12 protein-coding genes and 1 tRNA gene are annotated in these 21323 nt (G+C 64.3%); 7 read left to right on the plus strand and 6 right to left on the minus strand.

Annotation, left to right across the window (positions count from 1 at the left end; all coding sequences use genetic code 11):
- Positions 1-4: 4 nt before the first annotated feature.
- Entirely contained in the window at positions 5-3190 is a 3186-nt protein-coding gene (locus OKW44_RS36580) for a multidrug efflux RND transporter permease subunit (protein ID WP_018417507.1), read from the plus strand.
- A 518-nt stretch (positions 3191-3708) separates the two neighbouring features.
- Positions 3709-3785, plus strand: a tRNA-Met gene (locus OKW44_RS36585).
- Between the two features lie 149 nt (positions 3786-3934).
- Here OKW44_RS36585 and OKW44_RS36590 read toward each other — a convergent pair.
- On the minus strand, positions 3935-4633 hold the full coding sequence (locus OKW44_RS36590; protein ID WP_018417508.1) for an aspartate/glutamate racemase family protein: 699 nt from the start codon (positions 4631-4633) through the stop codon (positions 3935-3937).
- Positions 4634-4796: 163 nt separating this feature from the next.
- Between OKW44_RS36590 and OKW44_RS36595 the strand changes: the two genes are divergently transcribed.
- On the plus strand, positions 4797-6098 hold the full coding sequence (locus OKW44_RS36595; RefSeq protein ID WP_018417509.1) for an amidohydrolase family protein: 1302 nt from the start codon (positions 4797-4799) through the stop codon (positions 6096-6098).
- Positions 6099-6224: 126 nt separating this feature from the next.
- On the opposite strand, the gene OKW44_RS36600 is transcribed toward OKW44_RS36595, so the two are convergent.
- From OKW44_RS36600 to fixL, 4 genes are all read right to left on the minus strand, one after another.
- Complete coding sequence (locus OKW44_RS36600) at positions 6225-8330, minus strand: M3 family metallopeptidase (RefSeq protein ID WP_018417510.1); 2106 nt, start codon at positions 8328-8330, stop codon at positions 6225-6227.
- Positions 8331-8653: 323 nt separating this feature from the next.
- The gene (gene folD, locus OKW44_RS36605) at positions 8654-9517 is read right to left on the minus strand and encodes a bifunctional methylenetetrahydrofolate dehydrogenase/methenyltetrahydrofolate cyclohydrolase FolD (RefSeq protein ID WP_018417511.1); all 864 of its coding nucleotides are present in this window, start codon (positions 9515-9517) and stop codon (positions 8654-8656) included.
- A 423-nt stretch (positions 9518-9940) separates the two neighbouring features.
- Complete coding sequence (gene fixJ, locus OKW44_RS36610) at positions 9941-10585, minus strand: oxygen response regulator transcription factor FixJ (RefSeq protein WP_018417512.1); 645 nt, start codon at positions 10583-10585, stop codon at positions 9941-9943.
- Positions 10582-13098 (minus strand): oxygen sensor histidine kinase FixL, encoded by a 2517-nt coding sequence (gene fixL / locus OKW44_RS36615; RefSeq protein ID WP_035470140.1) that lies wholly within the window; start codon positions 13096-13098, stop codon positions 10582-10584. Before fixL ends, fixJ begins: the two co-directional genes overlap by 4 nt.
- 275 nt (positions 13099-13373) lie before the next feature.
- On the opposite strand from fixL, the gene aceE reads away from it, so the two are divergent.
- The 3 genes from aceE to lpdA all read left to right on the plus strand — a co-directional run bounded on the left by aceE (position 13374) and on the right by lpdA (position 19725).
- Positions 13374-16070, plus strand: coding sequence for a pyruvate dehydrogenase (acetyl-transferring), homodimeric type (aceE, locus tag OKW44_RS36620; RefSeq protein WP_018417514.1), 2697 nt, complete (start codon positions 13374-13376; stop codon positions 16068-16070).
- An 83-nt stretch (positions 16071-16153) separates the two neighbouring features.
- Entirely contained in the window at positions 16154-17809 is a 1656-nt protein-coding gene (gene aceF / locus OKW44_RS36625; protein WP_018417515.1) for a dihydrolipoyllysine-residue acetyltransferase, read from the plus strand.
- Between the two features lie 137 nt (positions 17810-17946).
- A complete protein-coding gene (lpdA, locus tag OKW44_RS36630) occupies positions 17947-19725 on the plus strand; it encodes a dihydrolipoyl dehydrogenase (protein ID WP_018417516.1) in 1779 nt (592 codons plus the stop codon).
- Between the two features lie 318 nt (positions 19726-20043).
- Here the strand turns inward: lpdA and OKW44_RS36635 are convergent, their stop codons facing one another.
- Positions 20044-20619, minus strand: coding sequence for a phasin family protein (locus OKW44_RS36635; protein ID WP_013089827.1), 576 nt, complete (start codon positions 20617-20619; stop codon positions 20044-20046).
- Positions 20620-21002: 383 nt separating this feature from the next.
- On the opposite strand from OKW44_RS36635, the gene OKW44_RS36640 reads away from it, so the two are divergent.
- Complete coding sequence (locus OKW44_RS36640; RefSeq protein ID WP_162633874.1) at positions 21003-21278, plus strand: hypothetical protein; 276 nt, start codon at positions 21003-21005, stop codon at positions 21276-21278.
- Positions 21279-21323: the final 45 nt, after the last annotated feature.

The following is a 21323-nucleotide window of genomic DNA, read 5'->3' on the forward strand; positions in this document are numbered from 1 at the left end:
TGCCTTGGCCGCCTTTTTTATCGACCGACCGGTCTTTGCGTGGATTCTGGCGCTTGCGGTAATCATCGCGGGCGCGCTCGCGTTGACGCAACTGCCGGTCGCGCAATATCCGCGACTCGCGCCGCCGCGTATCGTGATCGACGCCGTCTATCCGGGTGCGTCGACGGAAGCCGTGGATGCGAACGTTGGCAGTATCATCGAAGAAAGTCTCGACGGTGCCGACGGGATGCTTTACTACGAAACCGGCAGCGACGGCCTCGGCAACCTTGAAATCGCGGCGACCTTCGCGCCCGGCACCAACCCCGATATCGCGATGATGGACGTGCAGAACCGGCTCAAGCAGGTCGAGCCGCGTTTGCCGCAACAGGTGGTGCAGCAGGGTATCAGCGTTTTCAAGGCCGCCAACACTTTCCTGATGCTGGTCGCGCTGACATCCACCGATGGCACGCGCGATTCCGCGCAACTGAGCGACATCTTCAGCCGCGACATCATGCGCGAACTGAAGCGCGCGCCGGGCGTCGGTTCCGCGCAACTGTGGGACGCCGACGAAGCGTTGCGCATCTGGCTCGATCCGATGAAGCTGCGCGAATTCGGCCTCGCCGCGTCCGACGTCAACGCCGCGATTGCCGCGCAAAACGTGAGCGTCGCGGCAGGCACACTCGGCGACGCGCCGCTGGTGGACGGCCAGCAGCTGACCGCGTCGGTGAACGTCAAAGGGCAGTTGCTGTCGCCGGAGGAATTCGGCCAGATCGTGCTGAAAGCGCACCCCGACGGCTCGGCAGTGCGGCTTGCCGATGTCGCGCGGGTCGAGATCGGCCGCGACAACTATACGTTCTGGTCGCGCCTGAACGGCAAGCCGTCGGCGACGGTCGGGATTCAACTCGGGCCGCGCGGCAACGCGCTCGAAACATCGGACGCGATTCGGGCGCGGCTCGCGGAACTGGCGAACCGTTTGCCGCCGGGCGTCGCGGTTCAGGTGCCGTTCGATAGCGCGCGCTTCGTCAACGTTGCAATTCGCGAAGTGCTGATCACGCTGGCCGAGGCGATCGTGCTGGTGTTTCTCGTGATGTGGCTGTTCCTGCGCGATCTGCGCTACGCGCTGGTGCCGACTGTGGTGATTCCGGTCACGCTGATGGGTGCGTTTGCCACGATGTACGCATTCGGCTTGTCGATCAACGTGTTCACGATGTTCGGCCTCGTGCTGGCGATCGGCATTCTGGTCGACGACGCGATCGTGGTGGTCGAGAGCGTGCATCGCGTGATGGACGAAGAGGGCATGGCGCCGCGCGACGCGACATTGAAAGCGATGAAACAGATCGGCGGTGCGATCGTCGGCGTGACGGCGGTGCTGACCGCCGTGTTCGTGCCGATGGCGTTCTTTCCTGGCGGCGTCGGTGGGATTTACCGGCAATTCGCGGTCGCGATGATTGCGTCGATGCTGGTGTCGTCTTTCATGGCGCTTTCGTTGACGCCCGCGTTGTGCGCGAACCTGCTGGGCGCGCCTGCGCAATCGGTCCGTCAGCGAGACGCGCGACGCGGTTTGCGTGGCGTTGCCGCCCGCCTCTCGACGCATTTCGAACAGGGCTTTGATCGCGCGTCGCGCGCCTACCGGGCCATGACGGCCGCCGCGATGCGCCGGGTCGGGCCGCTGCTCGCGGTGTATGCCGTATTGCTGCTGCTGTGCGGCGCGTTGTACTGGCGGATGCCGGGCGGCTTCCTGCCCGTCGAAGACCAGGGCCAGCTGCAGGTGATGATCCAGTTGCCGGCCGGCGCGACGCAGGCGCGCACGCTCGCCGTCGTCGAAAAGACCGAGTCGATTTTGCGCATGCAAACGGCGGTGGCGAACGTGACAAGCGTGATCGGCTGGAGTTTCGAGGGCAGCGGACAGAACGTAGCGATGTCATTCGTCACGCTGAAAGACTGGGGCCAGCGCGGCGTTGATGCGATGACGCTGCGCGACACGTTGAACCGGTCGTTCAGCCGGATTCTCGACGGCAACGTGCAGGCGCAATTGCCGCCGTCGGTGCCGGGCGTCGGGCATTCGGACGGCTTCACGTTCCGGCTCGAAGATCGCGGCGGCTTGGGCCGCGACGCGTTGAAGGCCGCCCGCGACCAGCTTGCCGAGCGCGCGAAGGCCGATCCGTCGCTGGCGTCGATTCATTTCGAGGATCTGCCCGACGCGCCGCGTATCGAACTCGACGTGGACCGCGCGAAGGCGTACGCACTCGGCGTATCGTTCGACCGGATTGCGGACGTGTTTCGCAGCACCTTTGGCTCGTACTACGTCGACGATTTTCCGGCGGATGGCCGGATGCGCCGCGTACTGGTGGCGGGCGATGCGTCGACGCGGATGACGGAAACCGATCTGCTGGCGTTGTCGGTGCCGAACCAGTCGGGCGCGATGGTGCCGCTGTCGTCGGTTGCGACGCGCCGCTGGACCATCGGGCCAGTCGCATTGACGCGCTACAACGGCTATCCGTCGCTCGATCTGAACGGCCGTGCGGCGAGCGGTGTCAGTTCGGGGGCGGCGATGGAGGCGATGGAGCGGCTCGCGGCGAGCTTGCCTGCGGGCATCGCGTTCGACTGGGTCGATGCGGCGCGCGAAGAACGCGCGGCGGCGCGGCTGACGCCGTTGCTGCTCGGACTGTCGCTGCTGGCGGTGTTCATGGCGCTGGCCGCGCTATACGAAAGCTGGACGATTCCGCTCGCGGTGTTAATGGTCGTACCGCTTGGCGTAGTCGGCGCCATTGCGGCGATGCTGATGCGCGGCATGCCGAACGACGTCTACTTCAAGGTTGGGATGATCACAGTGATCGGCTTGTCCGCGAAAAACGCGATCTTGATCGTGCAATTCGCGCGCGACCTGAGCCTACGCGGCGTGCCGCTGACGCGCGCGGTGATACGCGCGGCGGGCGCGCGATTTCGCCCGATCGTGATGACGTCGTCGGCGTTCCTGCTGGGCGTCGTGCCGCTGGTGCTGGCGAGCGGCGGCGGTGCGGAAAGCCGCCGGTCGATCGGTACGGGCGTGTTCGGCGGCGTCGTGACGGCGACCTTGCTCGGGCTGGTGTTTGCGCCGGTCGCGTTTCAGGCGGTGGCGGTGGTCGCGCAGCAAGGGCCGCGCGGCGCGCTGCGGCGCTTGCATGGCTATCGGCGTCAGTCGCGCGAGTTGATTCGCGATGTCAGCACATGATCGGCTCACGCGCCGTCGATCTTCAGATACGCACGCGCGAGGCCTTCGTTTTCCAAGCCGAGCCGCTCGAGGAGTCGCGACCTTCCGCAATACGCATGAGCATGGGCGACCGTGCTCCGGCAGAAAAATTTAAATGCCGTGTTGATTCCTCGTGCATGGGTGCCGATGCCTGCGCAACTTGAGCAAAGAGGTTTTCAGGGGCAGCGCAGCAAGAATTGCATCCGGTGGATACGTCATATCAAGTTCCGCTCAACGATGAAGATAGCTTCTTGCGTTGTTGCGTTCGCGCGGGCGAGGCTCGATGAATGAAGTCCCGGCCAGTTGCTCCGATTCGCGTTAGTCCCGCATCTAATCCACGTGCGCGAGCGGGGAGTGTGCAACTTGCCGTTGCGATGTTTCGTAGCGCGTGCGACGCATCGCGCCGCGCGAATGTGCCGCTTGCTCGACCGCACTCGATATGTATTTCGCGCCAACATTTGACGTTGTGTCAGCGATCCGATATACTCTTTTTTCTCTGACGCGGGGTGGAGCAGTCTGGCAGCTCGTCGGGCTCATAACCCGAAGGTCGTAGGTTCAAATCCTACCCCCGCAACCAAAGCATTGTTGAAAGCCCGCATCGCGCAAGCCATGCGGGCTTTTTGACTTTCAACGGTTGTTTCTGCTTGTGGCAGCTACGCTGCGCAGGCCGTGTGCGTGTGAGCACGCGCAGCACGTTTCGCGTGCGATCCAGGCCCCAAGCCATCCTCACTCCGACCCGATCGCCCACTCCACCGCCGCCTGCGCATGCAACGCAGTAGTATCGAACACAGGCAGCACCGAATCTTCCGGCTTGATCAGCAGCGTGATCTCGGTGCAACCGAGTATCACCGCCTGCGCGCCACGCGCGGCCAGGTGCTCGATCACGCGTTGATAAACCTTGCGCGACGCGTCGGCCACGTTACCGTGGCATAGCTCGTCGTAAATGATGCGGTGCACGTCCGCGCGTTCGTCCTCATCAGGCACGAGCGTGTCGAGTCCATAGCGCTCGCGCAGCCGGCCCATATAGAACGTCTGCTCCATCGTGTAGCGCGTGCCGAGCAGGCCCACGCGCTCGATGCCCGCCGCGCGCAGCGCCGCGCCGGTCGGATCGGCGATGTGCAGGAACGGCACCGTGATTGCCTGCTCGATCGATTCGCACACGCGATGCATCGTGTTCGTCGCAAGGATCACGAGATCGGCGCCGCCGCGTTCGAGCTGGCGCGCGGCGTCGGCCATCTGCTCGCCGAGCGCGTGCCAGTCGCCGGCGCGCTGGTTCGCCTCGATCGACGCGAAATCGACGGTCAACAGCAGACTGCGCGCGTTGTGATGTCCGCCGAGCCGCGCCTTCGCGTGGCGGTTCAGCAGCCGGTAGTACTCGGTGGACGACTCCCAGCTCATTCCGCCGATCACGCCGATCGTTTTCATCTGTACGCTCCGTCAATGCATGGCCGAAACGGCGAGTATAGGCGCGTCGCATCGCGCGCAGCCGGTACGGATTTCGGCCTGCGCGCCGGTACGCATCGGTGCCCGCATTTTTCTGGCGCCGATAGAATCGTAGCGAGTCCGAACGCGATCAACCGGAGCGAACATGGATCTGATCATCCGCCGCGCGACGCTGCCCCGCAGTGCCGCCCAGCTGTCCCCGCATCACCAGTCCCCAATCGACATCGGCGTCGACGCGGGCCGTATCGTCGCCATCGAGCCGAACCTGGCCGCGAGCGCGCGCGACGAAATCGACGCGGCCGGTTCGCTCGTCACGCCGCCATTCGTCGACCCGCATTTCCATATGGACGCGACGCTGTCGTACGGTTTGCCGCGCGTGAACGCGTCGGGCACGCTGCTCGAAGGCATCGCGCTATGGGGCGAGCTGAAGCCCCAGCTCACGCAGCAGGCGTTGATCGAACGCGCGATGCAGTATTGCGATTGGGCGGTCGCGCGCGGCCTGCTCGCGATCCGCAGCCACGTCGACGTGTGCGATCCGCGTCTGCTCGCGGTCGAGGCATTGCTCGAAGTGAAGCGCCGCGTCGCGCCGTATCTCGATCTGCAATTGGTTGCCTTCCCGCAAGACGGTCTGCTGCGCAGCGCCGGTGCGTTCGACAATCTGAAGCGCGCGATCGACATGGGCGTCGACGTGGTCGGCGGCATTCCGCATTTCGAGCGGACGATGGCCGACGGCGCCCGGTCGGTGCGCATGCTGTGCGAGTACGCGGCCGAAAAGGGCCTGCGCGTCGACATGCATTGCGACGAATCGGACGATCCGCTGTCGCGCCACATCGAAACGCTCGCGGCCGAAACGCACCGGCTCGGCCTGCACGGACGTGTCGCCGGTTCGCACCTGACGTCGATGCATTCGATGGACAACTACTACGTGAGCAAGCTGTTGCCGCTGATGCGCGAGTCGGGCGTCGCGGCGATCGCGAATCCGCTGATCAACATCACGCTGCAAGGCCGCAGCGACACATACCCGAAACGGCGTGGCATGACGCGGGTGCCGGAGATGCTGGCCGCGGGCATCACCGTCGCGTTCGGCCACGACTGCGTGATGGACCCGTGGTACAGCCTCGGTTCGGCCGACATGCTCGAAGTCGCGCAGATGGGCCTGCATGTTGCGCAGATGACCAGCGTCGACGGCATGCACGCCTGTTTCGACGCGGTGACCGTGAACGCGGCGCGCATTCTCGGTCTGGAAGACTATGGCATCGCGCCCGGATGCGCGGCCAATCTCGTCGTGCTCGATGCGCGCGACGAGCTCGAGGCGATCCGTCTGCGCGCCGCGCGGCTCGTGGTGGTGAGCCGGGGCAGGGTGGTCGGCCGCGCGCCGGCCGCGAGCGTGTCGTTATCGCTAGAAGGGCGGCCTGAGCAGGTCGATTTCAAGCTGCATCGCGCGTAGCGACGTATCTCGCGCATCAATGAAAAACCGGCGGCCTGCTTGCGCAGACCGCCGGTTTTTCTATCGGCATCGTTCATTCAGCGCCATCGCATCCAGGCCGAACGATCATCGCGACGTTTCAATCGCTCAGTGCGCGGCACCCGGCGCCATGCCGTTATGCCGCAGCAGCGCATCGATATTCGGCTCGCGGCCACGAAACGCCTTGAACGATTCCATCGCCGGACGGCTGCCGCCCACTTCGAGAATCTCGCGACGATAACGCATGCCGGTCGTCTGATCGAGCACGCTGCCCGCGGCTTGCGCGGCTTCCTCGAACGCCGCGTACGCGTCGGCCGACAGCACTTCCGCCCACTTGTAGCTGTAGTAGCCGGCCGCGTAACCGCCCGCGAAAATATGGCTGAACGTATTCGGCCAACGCGAGAACGGCGCTTGCGGCACGACATGGAAGCGCTCGTTGATTTCGCGCGCGAGTTCGTTGGCGCTCTTCGCGCCGTTCGCATCGAAGCCCGTATGCAGTTGCATGTCGAACATCGAGAACACGATCTGCCGCAGCGTGCCGAGGCCGCTCTGGAAGTTTTTCGCGGCGAGCATCTTGTCGAACAGCTCGCGCGGCAACGGCTTGGCGGTATCGACGTGCGAGGTCATGTCGGACAGCACGTCCCACTCCCAGCAGAAGTTCTCCATGAACTGCGAAGGCAGCTCAACCGCATCCCATTCGACACCGTTGATGCCCGACACGCCGAGCTCATCGACGCGCGTGAGCATGTGATGCAAGCCGTGGCCGAACTCATGGAACAGTGTGATCACTTCGTCGTGCGTAAAGCAGGCGGGCTTGCCGCCGACCGGCGCCGAGAAATTACAGGTTAGATACGCGACCGGCGTTTGCACCGCGCCATGCGCGAGCTTGTGACGGCCGCGCGCGTCGTCCATCCATGCGCCGCCGCGCTTGCCTTCGCGTGCATACAGGTCGAGATAGAACTGCGCGACGAGGCCGCCGTCCTGATTCTCGACGCGGAAGAAGCGCACGTCCGGATGCCAGACGGCCGCTTCGTCGCGGCGGATGCGCACGCCAAACAGCGTCTCGGTGACCTTGAACAGGCCCTTGAACACCGCGTCTTCCGGGAAGTACTGCTTCACTTCGTTTTCCGAGAACGAATAGCGCTTCTGACGCAGACGCTCGGCGGCGAACGTCATATCCCACGGCTGCAGCTCGGTCATGCCGAGTTCGCTCGCCGCAAATTCGCGCAGCTCTTTCCAGTCCTGCTCGGCATGCGGACGCGCGCGCGTCGCGAGGTCTTCGAGGAAGGCCATTACCTGCGCCGGCGATTCGGCCATCTTCGGTGCGAGCGACACTTCGGCGAAGTTGCCGTAGCCGAGCATCTGCGCTTCTTCGGCGCGCAGCTTCAGTTCGTCGGCGAGCACCTGGGTGTTGTCCCACTCGGTATTGCCGTTGCCGTATTGCGCGCCGAGTTCGGACGCGCGCGTCACGTACGCGCGATACATCGCTTCACGCATCGGACGGTTCTCCGAGTACTGCATGACCGGGAAATACGACGGGAAGTGCAGCGTGAACTTGTAGCCGGTCTTGCCGTCGCGTACAGCCGCTTCCTTCGCGGCTTCGATCACGTCTTCGGGCAGCCCCGCCAGTTGCGTTTCGTTGCCCGCATCGACGATGTACGCATACGCGTTGGTCGCATCGAGCACGTGATCCGAAAATGCCTTCGACAGCGCCGCCTGGCGCTCCTGCAATTCGGCGAAACGCGGCTTCTGGTCTTCCGGCAACTCGGCGCCGGACAGACGGAAATCACGCAGCGCGTTGCTGAGGATTTTTTTGCGTTCGCCGTTCAGCGATGCGAATTCGTCGCTGGCGTTCAGTGCCTTGTACTTCTCGTAGAGCGCGAGATTCTGGCCGACGCTCGACCAGAACTCGGTCACGCGCGGCAGGTTTTCGCCGTACACGGCGCGCAGCTCGGGCGTATCGGCGACGGCATTGAGATGACCGATCACGCTCCACGCGCGCGACAGCGGCTCGGTGGCGCGCTCGACCGGTTCGACGACGTCGGCCCACGACGCGGGCGTGGCCGGCAGCGCGGCACGCTCGACGGCGGCCGCCGCGTCGGCGAGCAGCACGTCGAGGGCGGGCGTCACGTGTTCGGGTCGGATGGAGCCAAAGCGCGGCAGATCGGAAAAATCGAGGAGCGGGTTGTCTTGATGCGTGGCGGTAGTGGACATAAGGCTTCCTGTCTGACGCGGGTGAAGGGGGCGGTGCGGCGCTCGCGCGTGCCGTCTCGTGGTGGGTCGCTCGACGCTCGGCGCATGGCGGCACCGGCTATGGACATTATTGGGGCGGGGGGCGCCGATTCCAATCCATCGGCTGACAAATTAACAGATGTTGCGGCGTGTTGGGCGCGCGTTGGGGCGGGGCGTGGCGTGGGCCGCGTGTTCCGGCGACGCGGTAAGGAGGTGGTGCTTCTGCGAGAGAGAAGGGCGGGTGATGTCCCGGTGGACGAGACGGATGAGTCGCCTCACTCCGCCTCGCGCTCGCCGCCCGGCGGTTACGCCTTGGCCGCGTCCGCCCCGCGCTCGGCCGCTTCGATCGTGTTGACGAGCAGCATCGTGATCGTCATCGGGCCGACGCCGCCCGGCACCGGCGTGATGTGGCCGGCCACTTCCTTGACACCCGCGAAGTCGACGTCGCCGCACAGCTTGCCGGCGTCGTCGCGATTCATGCCGACATCGATCACGGTCGCGCCCGGCTTCACCATGTCCGCGGTCAGGATGTTGCGCAGACCGGTCGCGGCGACCACGACGTCGGCGTTGCGCGTGTGCGCGGCCAGATCGCGCGTCTTGCTGTGGCAGATCGTGACGGTCGCGCCCGCTTCGAGCAGCAGCAGCGCCATCGGCTTGCCGACGATGTTCGAGCGGCCGATCACGACCGCGTTCGCGCCCTTCAGATCGATGCCGTAGGCCTCGAACATCTTCATCACGCCGTACGGCGTGCACGGACGGAACAGCGGCTGACCCGTCAACAGCGCGCCCGCATTGGCGACGTGGAAACCGTCGACGTCCTTCTCGGGCGCGATCGCCTCGATCACCTTGTGGCTGTCGATGTGCTTCGGCAGCGGCAACTGCACGAGAATGCCGTGGATGGCCGGATCGCGATTCAGCTCGTCGATGCGCGCGAGCAGGTCGGCTTCGGGCAGATTGGCCGGATAGCGGTCAAACGACGAGCCGAGGCCGTTGTCGTGGCAGGCCTTTACCTTGTTGCGCACATACACTTCGCTGGCCGGATTGTCGCCGACCAGAATCACGGCGAGGCCCGGCTGATGGCCGCGGGCGGTCAGGGCGGCGGCGCGCGCCGCGACGTCGGCGCGCAGGGTCTTGGAGAGGGCGAGGCCGTCGATCAGTTTGGCTGTCATGGTCGGTCGAACGTTGGGTCGAGATTGGGATCGGGAATCAGGTCGGGACAGGCGATTTGGCAGGCGGGGCGAAGCGCTCGCGCGGAGGGGCGCGACGGCGTGCTTCGGCTGGCTGACGGAGCCCCGTCGCCCTGCGACAGGCGCGCTGCGGGTTCGGGCAAGGCGTCGCCGCGAAGTCCAACATTATACCGGCGCGGGGGCGTGCTTCCGCAGTGGATTCGGGGCGCGCGGCGCGCGTGGGAGCGTCCGGGATGTGAGGCGGCGGTCCTGTGGCAGCAAGGAAGCGCACTGCGAGCGCCGGGGCAGGCCGCTCGCACGCCGGACTCGGCGTCGGTCAGGCCGTCGCGAACCGGCGACGCAACCGCCACGGATGGCGGCCACGTACCAACGGCCCCTCCGAACGAAGGGCCGCCCGTGCCTCTGTTACTGCGCCGTTTGCGGCTTGTTCGACAGCGCGAGTCGCAGCAGATCGGCGACCGTGTTGACGTTCAGCTTTTCCATGATGTTCGCGCGATGCGCTTCGACCGTCTTGATGCTGATGCCAAGGTCGTCGGCGATCTGCTTGTTCAGGCGGCCCGCGATGATCCGCTCGAGCACCTGATGCTCGCGCGCGGTCAACTTGCCGAGGCGCTCGGCCGCGGCGCGCTGCTGCTGGACGCTGGTGCTTTCGCTGCGTGCCTTGTTGAGCATGCGCTCGACGAGCTTGCGCAGTTCGGCTTCGTCGAACGGCTTTTCGATGAAGTCCATCGCGCCTTTTTTCATCGTCGACACCGCCATCGGCACGTCGCCGTGGCCCGTCACGAAGATGATCGGCAACGACGCGTTGTCGGCGATCAGGCGTTCCTGCAACTCGAGCCCGCTCATGCCGGACATCCGCACGTCGAGGATCAGACACGCGATCTGGCCCGGATGCTGATGCGGCTGCCATGCGTCGATGAACTGCTCGGCGCTCGAGAAGCACTGAACGCGGTAGCCGTTCGCCTCCAGCAGCCAGCGCAGCGAATCTCGCACGGCCTCGTCGTCGTCGACGACAAAGACGGTTTCCTGTGTGGTGACTGGGCTGTTCATAGCTCTCCCGTAACGGTTTGTGGTATCGGCGCCTCGGACCCGCCGTTGCTCGGGCCGTCAGGCTCCCCAATGGGCAGACTGCAATGGAACGTGGCGCCCGTGATGTGGCCGTCGGATTCGACGTTGTTGACCACCCACAGACGGCCGCGGTGCGATTCGATAATCGAACGGCAAATGTTCAGCCCCATGCCCATGCCATCGGACTTGGTGCTGTAAAACGGTTCGAACAGACGCTCGGCGGTCGCTTCGTCGACGCCGGGCCCCTGGTCGACGACGCTGATGCAAACGAATCCGCTCTCCAGTCGCACGACCACGCGGATGACTGGGTCGACCGCGTTCGGGCGCGCTTCGGCCATCGCTTCGACGCCGTTCTTCAGCAGGTTCACGAGCACCTGCTCGATCAGCACCGGATCGACGTAGATCACCGGCAGCCGCGAGCGCAGATCCGTAACGATGCGAATGCGCCGCTTCCTTGCCTCGATTTCAGCGAGACCCACCGCGTCCGCGACGATATCCGCGACCCGCGTGGCCTGCCGCTTCGGCTCGCTGCGCTTCACGAACTCGCGGATGCGCTTGATGATCATGCCGGCGCGCACCGCCTGCTGCGCAGTCTTTTCGAGCACCGGCAGCAGATTGTCGGGCGTCGTTCGACCGGATTTAACCAGTGCGACGGTTCCGGAGCAATAGTTATTGATGGCGGCGAGCGGCTGGTTCAGTTCGTGCGCGAGCGACGAGGCCATTTCACCCATCGTCATCAGGCGGCTCGTGAACTGCAGCTTCTCGTCCTGCTGGCGCGCGAGTTCCTGCGCGCGCTTGCGGGTCGTGATGTCGGTCGCGATCTGCATCTGCGCAAGATGGCCGTCGACCCACTGGATGTACTGGCGTCGCACCTCGAACCACTTCTGGATGCCGGGGATGTAGATTTCCTGCGCGTCGGCGGCGCTTTCGGTCAGCGCGGCGGCGGGCAGGCCGACGAAGGTGTCGACCATGTCGATCGAATCGGACGACGCCTGCGAGCTGTCGAAGCCGCCGCCCGCGAGTTCGAGGTGGCCGTCCGGGCGGATGCCGAACAGATGCCGGTAGTAGCGGTTCGCGAACAGCAGCTCGGCTTCATCGGCGGCGAGCACGGACACCGCGGCATCGAGGCTTTCGAGCACGGTCGTGAAGCGTTCGTGGGCGGCGGCGAGTTCTTCGCGCGCGCGCTTCGGCTCGGTGATGTCGGTCATCGACGACATCCAGCCGGTCTGGCGGCCCGAGCTGTCGATCAGCGGCGACACGTAGAGCCGCGCGTGGAACGTCGAGCCGTCCTTGCGCCGCACGCGCAACTCGAAGCCGGACGAGGGCGCCTTGCCACGCAGTGTCATGTCGAGCTGGCGCTGCATTTCGGGGTATGCATCGCGCGGCCAGTAAGCGAACGGCGCGCTCTTGCCGACGAGGTCGCTTTCGTCCCAGCCGGTCATCCGGCAGAACGCCGGATTCACGTGCGTGATGCGGCCGTGCATGTCGAGCACGCGCATGCCGATCAGCACCGAATTTTCCATCGCGCGGCGGAAAAACGCTTCCGCGTAGAGCGCCTGCTGCGCCTCGAAGCGCTGGCGCGTGTGCTTCCACAGACTCCACAGGCTCCACAGCACGAAGCAGGAGAGGCCGGCCACCAGCCACACCAGCGTGTTGTTCGTGAAGTTGGTGATCTGCGGGAACGCGTACACGCGCACCGAAATGCCTTGGCCCGGCGGGTCGAGCGGCAGGTCGTAGAACATGTCGCGCGGCAGGCGCGGGCGGGTCGACGTGGTGGTCAACTCGCGGTTGTTCACGTCGATGATCGAGATCTTGTATTTGGCCGACAGCTCGGGCGGGATGTCGCGCTTCAGAATGCCTTCCACCGAGAACACCGCGGCGATGGTGCCGAGGAAATCGCGGTCGCGGAAGATCGGCGTTTGCAGCGTGATGAAGCCGTTGCCGAGGTCGTCGTAGATGAGCGGCGAGTACACCTGGCGGCGCGTGTTGCGCGCCTCGGCGAAGCCGGCCTTGACAGCCTCGTCCATCTGCGCGTCGTTCGGACGCGCGAGCCGCTGGCCGAGCACCGGGGGCGCGGCGTTGGGCCAGCGCGGCTGCTGCTGGCCCGTGTACCAGTTCATGTAGAGGATCTCAGGATGCCCCTGCATGATGTCCGTGGTGCTCACCTGGAACGAATGCTCGTCGGCATGGCCGGCGGCGAGGTCGCGCGCGAGCGCCTGGATCTGCTCCTGCGCGCCCGTCATCGACAGGCGGATCTGCTGCTGCGCCCACGCGACGTTGCGGTACAGCGTGTCTTCCTGCTGTTGCTGCTCGCGCCGGTTCAGACTCCACAGAATCAGGCTCATGACGACCAGGAACACCAGGATCGACAGGAGCGGCGTCAGCAAATAGGAATTGGACCACCAGGGTCCGTGGTGCCAGCGCGAGGACGGCGACGAATCCGCCGGCGAACCCGCGGTGCGCGCCGAGCGAGAGAAGAGCCGTTCGGTCAACATGCGTGGCATTGTAGCTCAGCACGTCCCCGACAAATGACGCAAAAAAGCACGGAAAGTGCAGTTGATCGGCGCAAACTAGCCGACGGATCAGTCGATCGGCAGTCAAACCAGGTTGCGTTGCAGCAATTTTCCGCATTATGAGAATTGATCTCGTAATTTGAAAATTTGGTTGCGCTGACGTCTGGACCCTCATTACAATCGGCCGGAGCTGCCGCGGCCATTCCTGCGTCCGCGTCGTCTGTTCAAAAGTGCGTTCCCATACCCAGGAGACGAGCATGTCCGCTGTACCCGACGAAGTCATGAAATATGTCGCCGCCGATAAAGACGACGATCCCCAGGAAACCGGCGAATGGCTGGAAGCGCTGGATGGCGTGATTTCTGCTGTTGGCCCTGACCGTGCCCACTACCTGATCGAAAAACAGATCGAATTCGCACGCGTGCACGGCGAACATCTGCCGTTCTCGGCTAACACTCCTTACATCAACACGATTCCGGTCGCGCGCCAGGCCAAGAACCCCGGCGACCAGGACATCGAGCACCGTATCCGCTCATACACCCGCTGGAACGCGATGGCGATGGTGCTGCGCGCCGGCAAGGAAACCAACGTCGGCGGCCACATCGCGTCGTTCGCGTCGGCCGCCACGCTGTACGACGTCGGCTACAACCACTTCTGGCACGCACCGTCGGCCGAGCATGGCGGTGACCTCGTGTTCGTGCAGGGCCACTCGTCGCCGGGCGTCTACTCGCGCGCGTTCCTGCTCGGTCGTCTGACCGACAAGCAGCTCGACAACTTCCGCCAGGAAGTCGGCGGCGAGGGCATCTCGTCGTATCCGCATCCGTGGCTGATGCCGGACTTCTGGCAATTCCCGACCGTATCGATGGGCCTGGGCCCGATCATGGCGATCTACCAGGCGCGCTTCATGAAGTACCTGCAGGCGCGCGGCATCGCGAAGACCGACGGCCGCAAGGTCTGGGCCTTCCTCGGCGACGGCGAAACGGATGAGCCGGAATCGCTCGGCGCGATCGGCATGGCCGGCCGCGAGCGTCTGGACAACCTCGTGTTCGTGATCAACTGCAACCTGCAGCGTCTCGACGGTCCGGTGCGCGGCAACGGCAAGATCATCCAGGAACTCGAAAGCGAATTCCGCGGCGCGGGCTGGAACGTCATCAAGGTCATCTGGGGCAGCCGCTGGGACGCGCTGTTCGCGCGCGACAAGTCGGGCGTGCTGATGCGCCGCATGATGGAAGTCGTCGACGGCGAGTACCAGACGTACAAGTCAGAGTCGGGCGCGTTCGTGCGCGAGCACTTCTTCAACACGCCGGAGCTGAAGGCGCTCGTCGCCGACTGGTCCGACGACGACATCTGGAATCTGAACCGCGGCGGCCATGATCCGCACAAGATCTACGCGGCGTTCACGGAAGCGTCGAATTCGAAGGGCCAGCCGACCGTCATCCTCGCGAAGACGATCAAAGGCTACGGCATGGGCGAAGCCGGCCAGGCGATGAACATCACCCACCAGCAGAAGAAGATGCAGGTGGAGCAGCTGAAGAAGTTCCGCGACCAGTTCCGTCTACCGATCACGGACGAGCAGATCGTCGACGTGCCGTACCTGACGTTCGAGGAAGGCTCGAAGGAACTCGAATACATGCGCCAGAAGCGCATGGACCTCGGCGGCTATCTCCCGGCGCGTCGTCAGAAGGCCGAGTCGCTGCCGGTGCCGGAACTGTCGGCATTCGAGCCGCTGCTCAAGGGCACGGGCGAAGGCCGCGAGATCTCCACGACGATGGCGTTCGTGCGGATCCTGAACATCCTGCTGAAGGACAAGACGCTCGGCAAGCGCGTCGTGCCGATCGTGCCGGACGAATCGCGTACGTTCGGCATGGAAGGTCTGTTCCGTCAGATCGGTATCTGGAATCAGGACGGCCAGAAGTACGTGCCGGAAGATTCCGACCAGCTGATGTTCTACCGTGAGTCGGAGACCGGTCAGATCCTGCAGGAGGGCATCAACGAAGCCGGCGGCATGGCCGACTGGATCGCGGCCGCGACGTCGTACTCGACGCACGGCGAGATCATGATCCCGTTCTACATCTTCTACTCGATGTTCGGCTTCCAGCGCATCGGCGACCTCGCATGGGCCGCTGGCGACATGCGCTCGCGCGGCTTCCTGCTGGGCGGCACGGCGGGCCGCACGACGCTGAACGGCGAAGGCCTGCAACACGAAGACGGCCACTCGCTGATGTGGGCGGCTTCGGTGCCGAACTGCATCAGCTACGACCCGACGTTCGGCTACGAACTCGCGGTCATCGTGCAGGACGGTCTGCGCCGCATGGTCGCCGACCAGGAAGACGTCTACTACTACGTCACCGTGATGAACGAGAACTACGAGCACCCGGCGATTCCGCAGGGCGAGACCGTGGCGGCCGACATCATCAAGGGCATGTACTCGTTCAGCAAGACCGCAGCCGATAAAAAGGCGCCGCACGTGCAACTGATGGGCGCAGGCACGATCTTCAACGAAGTGATCGCCGCGGCCGACCTGCTGAAAAACGACTGGGGCGTCAACGCCGACTTGTGGAGCGTGCCGAGCTTCACCGAGCTCGCGCGCGAAGGTCACGAAGTGCAGCGCTGGAACCTGTTGCACCCGACCGAAGAGAAGAAGCTGTCGCACGTCGAGAAGCTGCTGAAGGATGCGCCGGGTCCGGTCATCGCATCGACCGACTACGTGCGCGCGCTGACCGAGCAGATCCGCGCGTTCGTGCCGCAGAAGTTCGTCGTGCTGGGCACCGACGGCTACGGCCGTTCGGACACGCGCGAAAAGCTGCGTCACTTCTTCGAAGTCGATCGCTACTGGGTCACGGTCGCCGCGTTGAACGCGCTGGCGGACGAAGGCACGATCGAACGCAAGGTGGTCGCCGAGGCGCTCAAGAAGTACGACCTTGATCCCGCCAAACCCAACCCGATGACCGTCTAAGGCATCACCCGTGTGCCATGGCGTACGCGCCCGCTCCTCATCGCGAGGGGCAGGCGGCGTGCGCGGCCCAGGAGACACTAACAATGAGTCAAGCGATCGAAGTCAAGGTGCCGGACATCGGCGATTACAAGGACATCCCTGTGATCGAGGTGCTGGTGAAGGCGGGTGACACCGTCGAAAAAGAGCAATCGCTCGTTACGCTGGAATCCGACAAGGCGACGATGGACGTGCCGAGCTCGGCCGACGGCGTCGTCAAGGAAGTGAAGGTCAAGGTCGGCGATGCGGTGTCCGAAGGCACGCTGATCATCGTGCTGGAAGGCGCCAACGCCACTGCCGCGGCGCCCGCGGCGGCTGCTCCTGCTCCTGCTCCGGCTCCTGCTCCTGCTCCTGCGCCGGCGGCAGCTCCCGCTGCGGCGCCCGCCCCCGCGGCGGCAGGCGGCGGCGTGCAGGAAATCAAGGTGCCGGATATCGGCGACTACAAAGACGTCCCCGTGATCGAGATCGCGGTGAAGGTCGGCGATCGTGTCGAGAAGGAACAGTCGCTCGTCACGCTCGAATCCGACAAGGCGACGATGGATGTGCCCAGCTCGGCCGCCGGTGTCGTCAAGGAAGTGAAGGTCAAGGTTGGCGATACCGTGTCGGAAGGCTCGGTCATCGTCGTGATCGAAGCGGAAGGCGGCGCTGCCCCGGCACCGGCCGCGAAGGCGCCGACTGAAATGCCGTCCGACGCGCCGGCCACGCCGACTCCGGCACCGGCCGCGCCGTCCGCGCTCGCGCAGGCGCCGCTGATCCCGGCTGGAGAAGGCGGCTCGCGTCATCCGAGCCATGCGTCGCCGTCGGTGCGCAAGTTCGCGCGCGAACTCGGGGTGGACGTCGGCCAGGTGAAGGGCACCGGTCCGAAGGGCCGCATTACGCAGGCCGACGTGACCGCGTTCGTGAAGGGAGTGATGACGGGCCAGCGCGCGGCGCCGGCTGGTGCGGCGGCGCCGGCCGCCGGCGGTGGCGAGCTGAATCTGCTGCCGTGGCCGAAGGTCGACTTCACGAAGTTCGGTCCGATCGATCCGAAGCCGTTGTCGCGCATCAAGAAGATCTCGGGCGCGAACCTGCATCGCAACTGGGTCATGATTCCGCACGTCACGAACAACGACGAAGCGGACATCACCGAGCTCGAAGCGCTGCGTGTCAAGCTGAACAAGGAACACGAGAAGGCGGGCGTCAAGTTCACGATGCTCGCGTTCGTGATCAAGGCCTGCGTGGCGGCCCTGAAGAAATTCCCGACCTTCAACGCGAGCCTCGACGGCGACAACCTGGTGTTCAAGCAGTACTACCACATCGGTTTTGCCGCTGACACGCCGAACGGCCTCATGGTGCCGGTGATTCGCGACGCGGACAAGAAGGGCCTCGTCGACATCGCGAAGGAAATGGCCGACCTGTCGAAGGCCGCGCGCGAGGGCAAGCTGAAGCCGGACCAGATGCAGGGCGGCTGCTTCTCGATCTCGTCGCTGGGCGGTATCGGCGGCACGCACTTCACGCCGATCATCAATGCGCCTGAAGTCGCGATTCTCGGCCTGTCGCGCAGCGCGATGAAGCCGGTGTGGGACGGCAAGCAGTTCGAGCCGCGCCTGACCATGCCGCTGTCGCTGTCGTACGACCATCGCGTGATCGACGGAGCGGAAGCCGCGCGCTTCAACGCATACCTCGGTTCGATTCTTGCCGATTTCCGGCGTGTGATTCTTTGACCGGCTGGTGAGGTTCGCCGGCGCGGGCGCGGATGGTTTCGACCGATCCGCCTCGCGCCGTCCGCGCGTTCGCACTCGCGTGCGCTGTGCGCGTCGAATGCGCCGCTCATCATCGATCAATAAGAGAAGGGGACACCATGAGTCTCGTCGAAGTAAAAGTGCCGGACATCGGTGACTTCAAGGACGTCGACGTCATCGAAGTCAACATCAAGCCGGGCGACACCATCGAAAAAGAGCAGTCGCTGCTGACGCTCGAATCCGACAAGGCGTCGATGGAAGTGCCGAGCGATACCGCCGGCACCGTCAAGGAAGTGCGTATCAAGCCGGGCGACAAGGTCTCGCAGGGCACGGTCATCGCGCTCGTCGAGGCAACGGCGGGCGGCGCGGCTGCGGCCGCGCCGGCGCCGAAAGCGCCCGAGAAGGCGGCTCCCGCGCCGGCGCCTGCCGCTGCGGCGCCGAAGGCCGCCGCAGCGGCTGCGCAAGCCGGCAGCTATTCGGGCAGCGCCGACATCGAGTGCGACATGCTCGTGCTCGGTTCGGGCCCCGGCGGTTATTCGGCCGCGTTCCGCTCCGCCGACCTCGGCATGAAGACCGTGCTGGTCGAGCGTTATCCGACGCTCGGCGGCGTGTGTCTGAACGTCGGCTGCATCCCGTCGAAGGCGCTGCTGCACACCGCGCTCGTCATCGACGAAGCGGCTGATCTTGCCGCCCACGGCATCACGTTCGGCAAGCCGCAGATCGATCTCGACAAGCTGCGCGATTTCAAGTCCGGCGTGGTCAAGAAGCTGACCGGCGGTCTCGCCGGCATGGCGAAGGCGCGCAAGGTCGAAGTGGTGGTCGGTACGGGTGCGTTCGCCGATCCGAACCACATGGAAGTGCAGACCGAGGGCGGCAAGAAGGTCGTCAGGTTCAAGCAGGCGATCATCGCAGCGGGCTCGGAAGCGGTGAAGCTGCCGTTCATTCCGGAAGATCCGCGGGTCGTCGATTCGACCGGCGCGCTCGAACTGCGCCAGATTCCGCAGCGCATGCTCGTGATCGGCGGCGGCATCATCGGTCTCGAAATGGCGACCGTGTACTCGACGCTCGGCGCGCAGATCGACGTCGTCGAAATGCTCGAAGACCTGATGACCGGCGCGGACCGCGATCTGGTCAAGGTCTGGGAAAAGTACAACAGCAAGCGTTTCGCGAACGTGATGCTGAAGACCAAGACCGTCGCCGCCGAAGCGAAGGACGACGGTATCTACGTGTCGTTCGAGGGCGAGCAGGCGCCGGCCGAGCCGCAACGCTACGACCTCGTGCTGGTGGCCGTCGGCCGCTCGCCGAACGGCAAGCGGATCGGCGCGGAAAAGGCCGGCGTCGCGGCGACGGATCGCGGCTTCATCGAAGTCGACAGGCAACAGCGCACGAATGTGCCGCACATCTTCGCGATCGGCGACATCGTCGGTCAGCCGATGCTCGCGCACAAGGCCGTGCACGAAGGCCACGTGGCGGCGGAAGCCGCGCATGGCGAGAAGGCGTACTTCGACGCGCTGCAGATTCCGTCGGTGGCCTACACCGATCCGGAAGTGGCATGGGCCGGCAAGACGGAAGACCAGCTGAAAGCCGAAGGCGTCAAGTTCGGCAAGGCGGTGTTCCCGTGGGCCGCATCGGGTCGCGCGATCGCCAACGGTCGCGACGAGGGCTTCACGAAGCTGCTGTTCGATGAGCAAACGCATCGCGTGATCGGCGGCGGTATCGTCGGTCTGAATGCGGGCGACCTGATCAGCGAAGTCTGTCTCGCGATCGAGATGGGCGCGGACGCAACGGATATCGGCAAGACGATCCATCCGCATCCGACGCTCGGCGAATCGATCGGCATGGCGGCCGAGTTGTATGAAGGCGTCTGTACCGATCTGCCGCCCGTCAAGAAGAAGTAACGCGGTGCACCGCGCCTGCGTGACGACATGCGGGCGCGGCAAAGCCGGTCGAGCCGTACGGCAAAGAAAAACGGCGCGCTCCATGTCGGAGCGCGCCGTTTCTGTTTTCGTGGCGGCCGGTAGCGGGCAAAAAAATCCCGGCTTGGCGGCCGGGCAAACGATACGTCATTGCAACGTATCGGAGCGTTCGGCTCATCAAACCGTATAAGCGGCAACGGCACGACGCTGTTGCTTGCGATAACGCCGGCGCAACGCATAGGCTGGGCCGGCGTGAAAGACGCCGCCAGGCATAAAGCCTGGCGTGTTGACGCGTGAAGCTTAGACGGCCTTCTTGGCGGCGGCGCGCGATGCTTGCGCAGCGGCTTGCGAAGCTGCCTTCGAAGCGGCCGTTGCAGCTGCGTTGAAGTTGCTTTCGGCGATTTCGACAGCCTGGCGGGTTGCCTTGTGGACCGTTTCGTACGTGGTGTTGGCGGCGGTGATAGCCGACTTCATCACGGCGACAGCGGTTTCCGAACCGGCCGGTGCGTTCTTGGCGACGTTTTCGACGAGCGCCTGAACCTTGCGGTTTTGCTCTTCGAATTGCGCTTCCGCGACGCGGGTGAATTCACCCTGCGTTGCCGAAACGATTTCGTACACATGGCGGCCATACGACAGCGCCTTTTCAGCCACCGGCTGCGCGAGGCTTGCTTGCAGTGCCAGCAGTTCCTGCGCGTCCTTCACGGACAGCGCGCGTTGGGCATTTTCCTGGCTTTCGGCGAGCGTCGACTTCACAACTTGCAGGTTCAGTTCGACCAGCTTTTCGACACCTTCAAATGCTTTGGTCGTCAGGCCGAACAGGGTTTCGAAGTTGGCTTTCTGGGCTGCGGCGAATTGCTCAGGGGTCAGCAGAGTCATGGTTTACGCTCCTGGATCGCGGCCGGTCTGTGCGGACCGCGTTGGGTGGGTGGCAAGACGCGGATTCATCGTCTGCCCGGACCGCGATGTATTGTGCATCGCAGCAATGGTTCCCATTTTAGGATGGCTACAAGGAATGTCAAGCGTTTTTTGTGCATCGCACAATGTTAAGAAAATGCTGACAAAACAACAGCTTATGCAGTAGGCATGTCATTAATATGACGCGGAACGATTGCGCATTGCACCGTGCTGGTGCGACATAAAATAACTGATCGGCAGGCCGTCGGGAGATTATTTTTCCGTGTAGCAGCGATTTGCCCCTGAAAAACCAATTCTCGTCGATTCGAGGTAAACCACAAGATGACAAGGAACGTTAAAGAACGATGGCAGTCGAACGCGCGTTAGCGACTTTCGTCGGACACTTAAAAGTCTGGCGCACGTTCGCAACGCCTTCATGGCGCGGTGCAGTAGTTTCCGCCTGTGCTCTGACAGTATTTCCCCGGATCAAGGTTGTCTCAAAATTGCCGTTATCCTGCAAGGATCTGCTCGATTGGAGCGGGCGGCGGCAATGGCGAGGCTTGCTGGCGACGATCGTTTTTTTCGATCGAGGCGCGGCACTTATTTGCGTTTTCGCGATCGGAGCTGACAAGCCGGTTTAAGGAGCGTGTATAAGTGCTTCAAATTGCTAATTTTTCGTTGCTTTA

The sequence above is a fragment of the Paraburkholderia lebeckiae genome, from assembly GCF_050436325.1.
Taxonomy (GTDB): Bacteria; Pseudomonadota; Gammaproteobacteria; order Burkholderiales; family Burkholderiaceae; genus Paraburkholderia; species Paraburkholderia tuberum.

Bases quoted from the DNA above. Each gene is read 5' to 3' on its own strand.
- OKW44_RS36600 (WP_018417510.1), bottom strand. From the start codon at position 8,330: ATGTCCACTACCGCCACGCATCAAGACAACCCGCTCCTCGATTTTTCC.
- lpdA (WP_018417516.1), top strand. From the start codon at position 17,947: ATGAGTCTCGTCGAAGTAAAAGTGCCGGACATCGGTGACTTCAAGGAC.
- folD (WP_018417511.1), bottom strand. From the start codon at position 9,517: ATGACAGCCAAACTGATCGACGGCCTCGCCCTCTCCAAGACCCTGCGC.
- aceF (WP_018417515.1), top strand. From the start codon at position 16,154: ATGAGTCAAGCGATCGAAGTCAAGGTGCCGGACATCGGCGATTACAAG.
- OKW44_RS36590 (WP_018417508.1), bottom strand. From the start codon at position 4,633: ATGAAAACGATCGGCGTGATCGGCGGAATGAGCTGGGAGTCGTCCACC.
- OKW44_RS36595 (WP_018417509.1), top strand. From the start codon at position 4,797: ATGGATCTGATCATCCGCCGCGCGACGCTGCCCCGCAGTGCCGCCCAG.
- fixL (WP_035470140.1), bottom strand. From the start codon at position 13,098: ATGTTGACCGAACGGCTCTTCTCTCGCTCGGCGCGCACCGCGGGTTCG.
- aceE (WP_018417514.1), top strand. From the start codon at position 13,374: ATGTCCGCTGTACCCGACGAAGTCATGAAATATGTCGCCGCCGATAAA.
- OKW44_RS36640 (WP_162633874.1), top strand. From the start codon at position 21,003: ATGGCAGTCGAACGCGCGTTAGCGACTTTCGTCGGACACTTAAAAGTC.
- OKW44_RS36635 (WP_013089827.1), bottom strand. From the start codon at position 20,619: ATGACTCTGCTGACCCCTGAGCAATTCGCCGCAGCCCAGAAAGCCAAC.
- fixJ (WP_018417512.1), bottom strand. From the start codon at position 10,585: ATGAACAGCCCAGTCACCACACAGGAAACCGTCTTTGTCGTCGACGAC.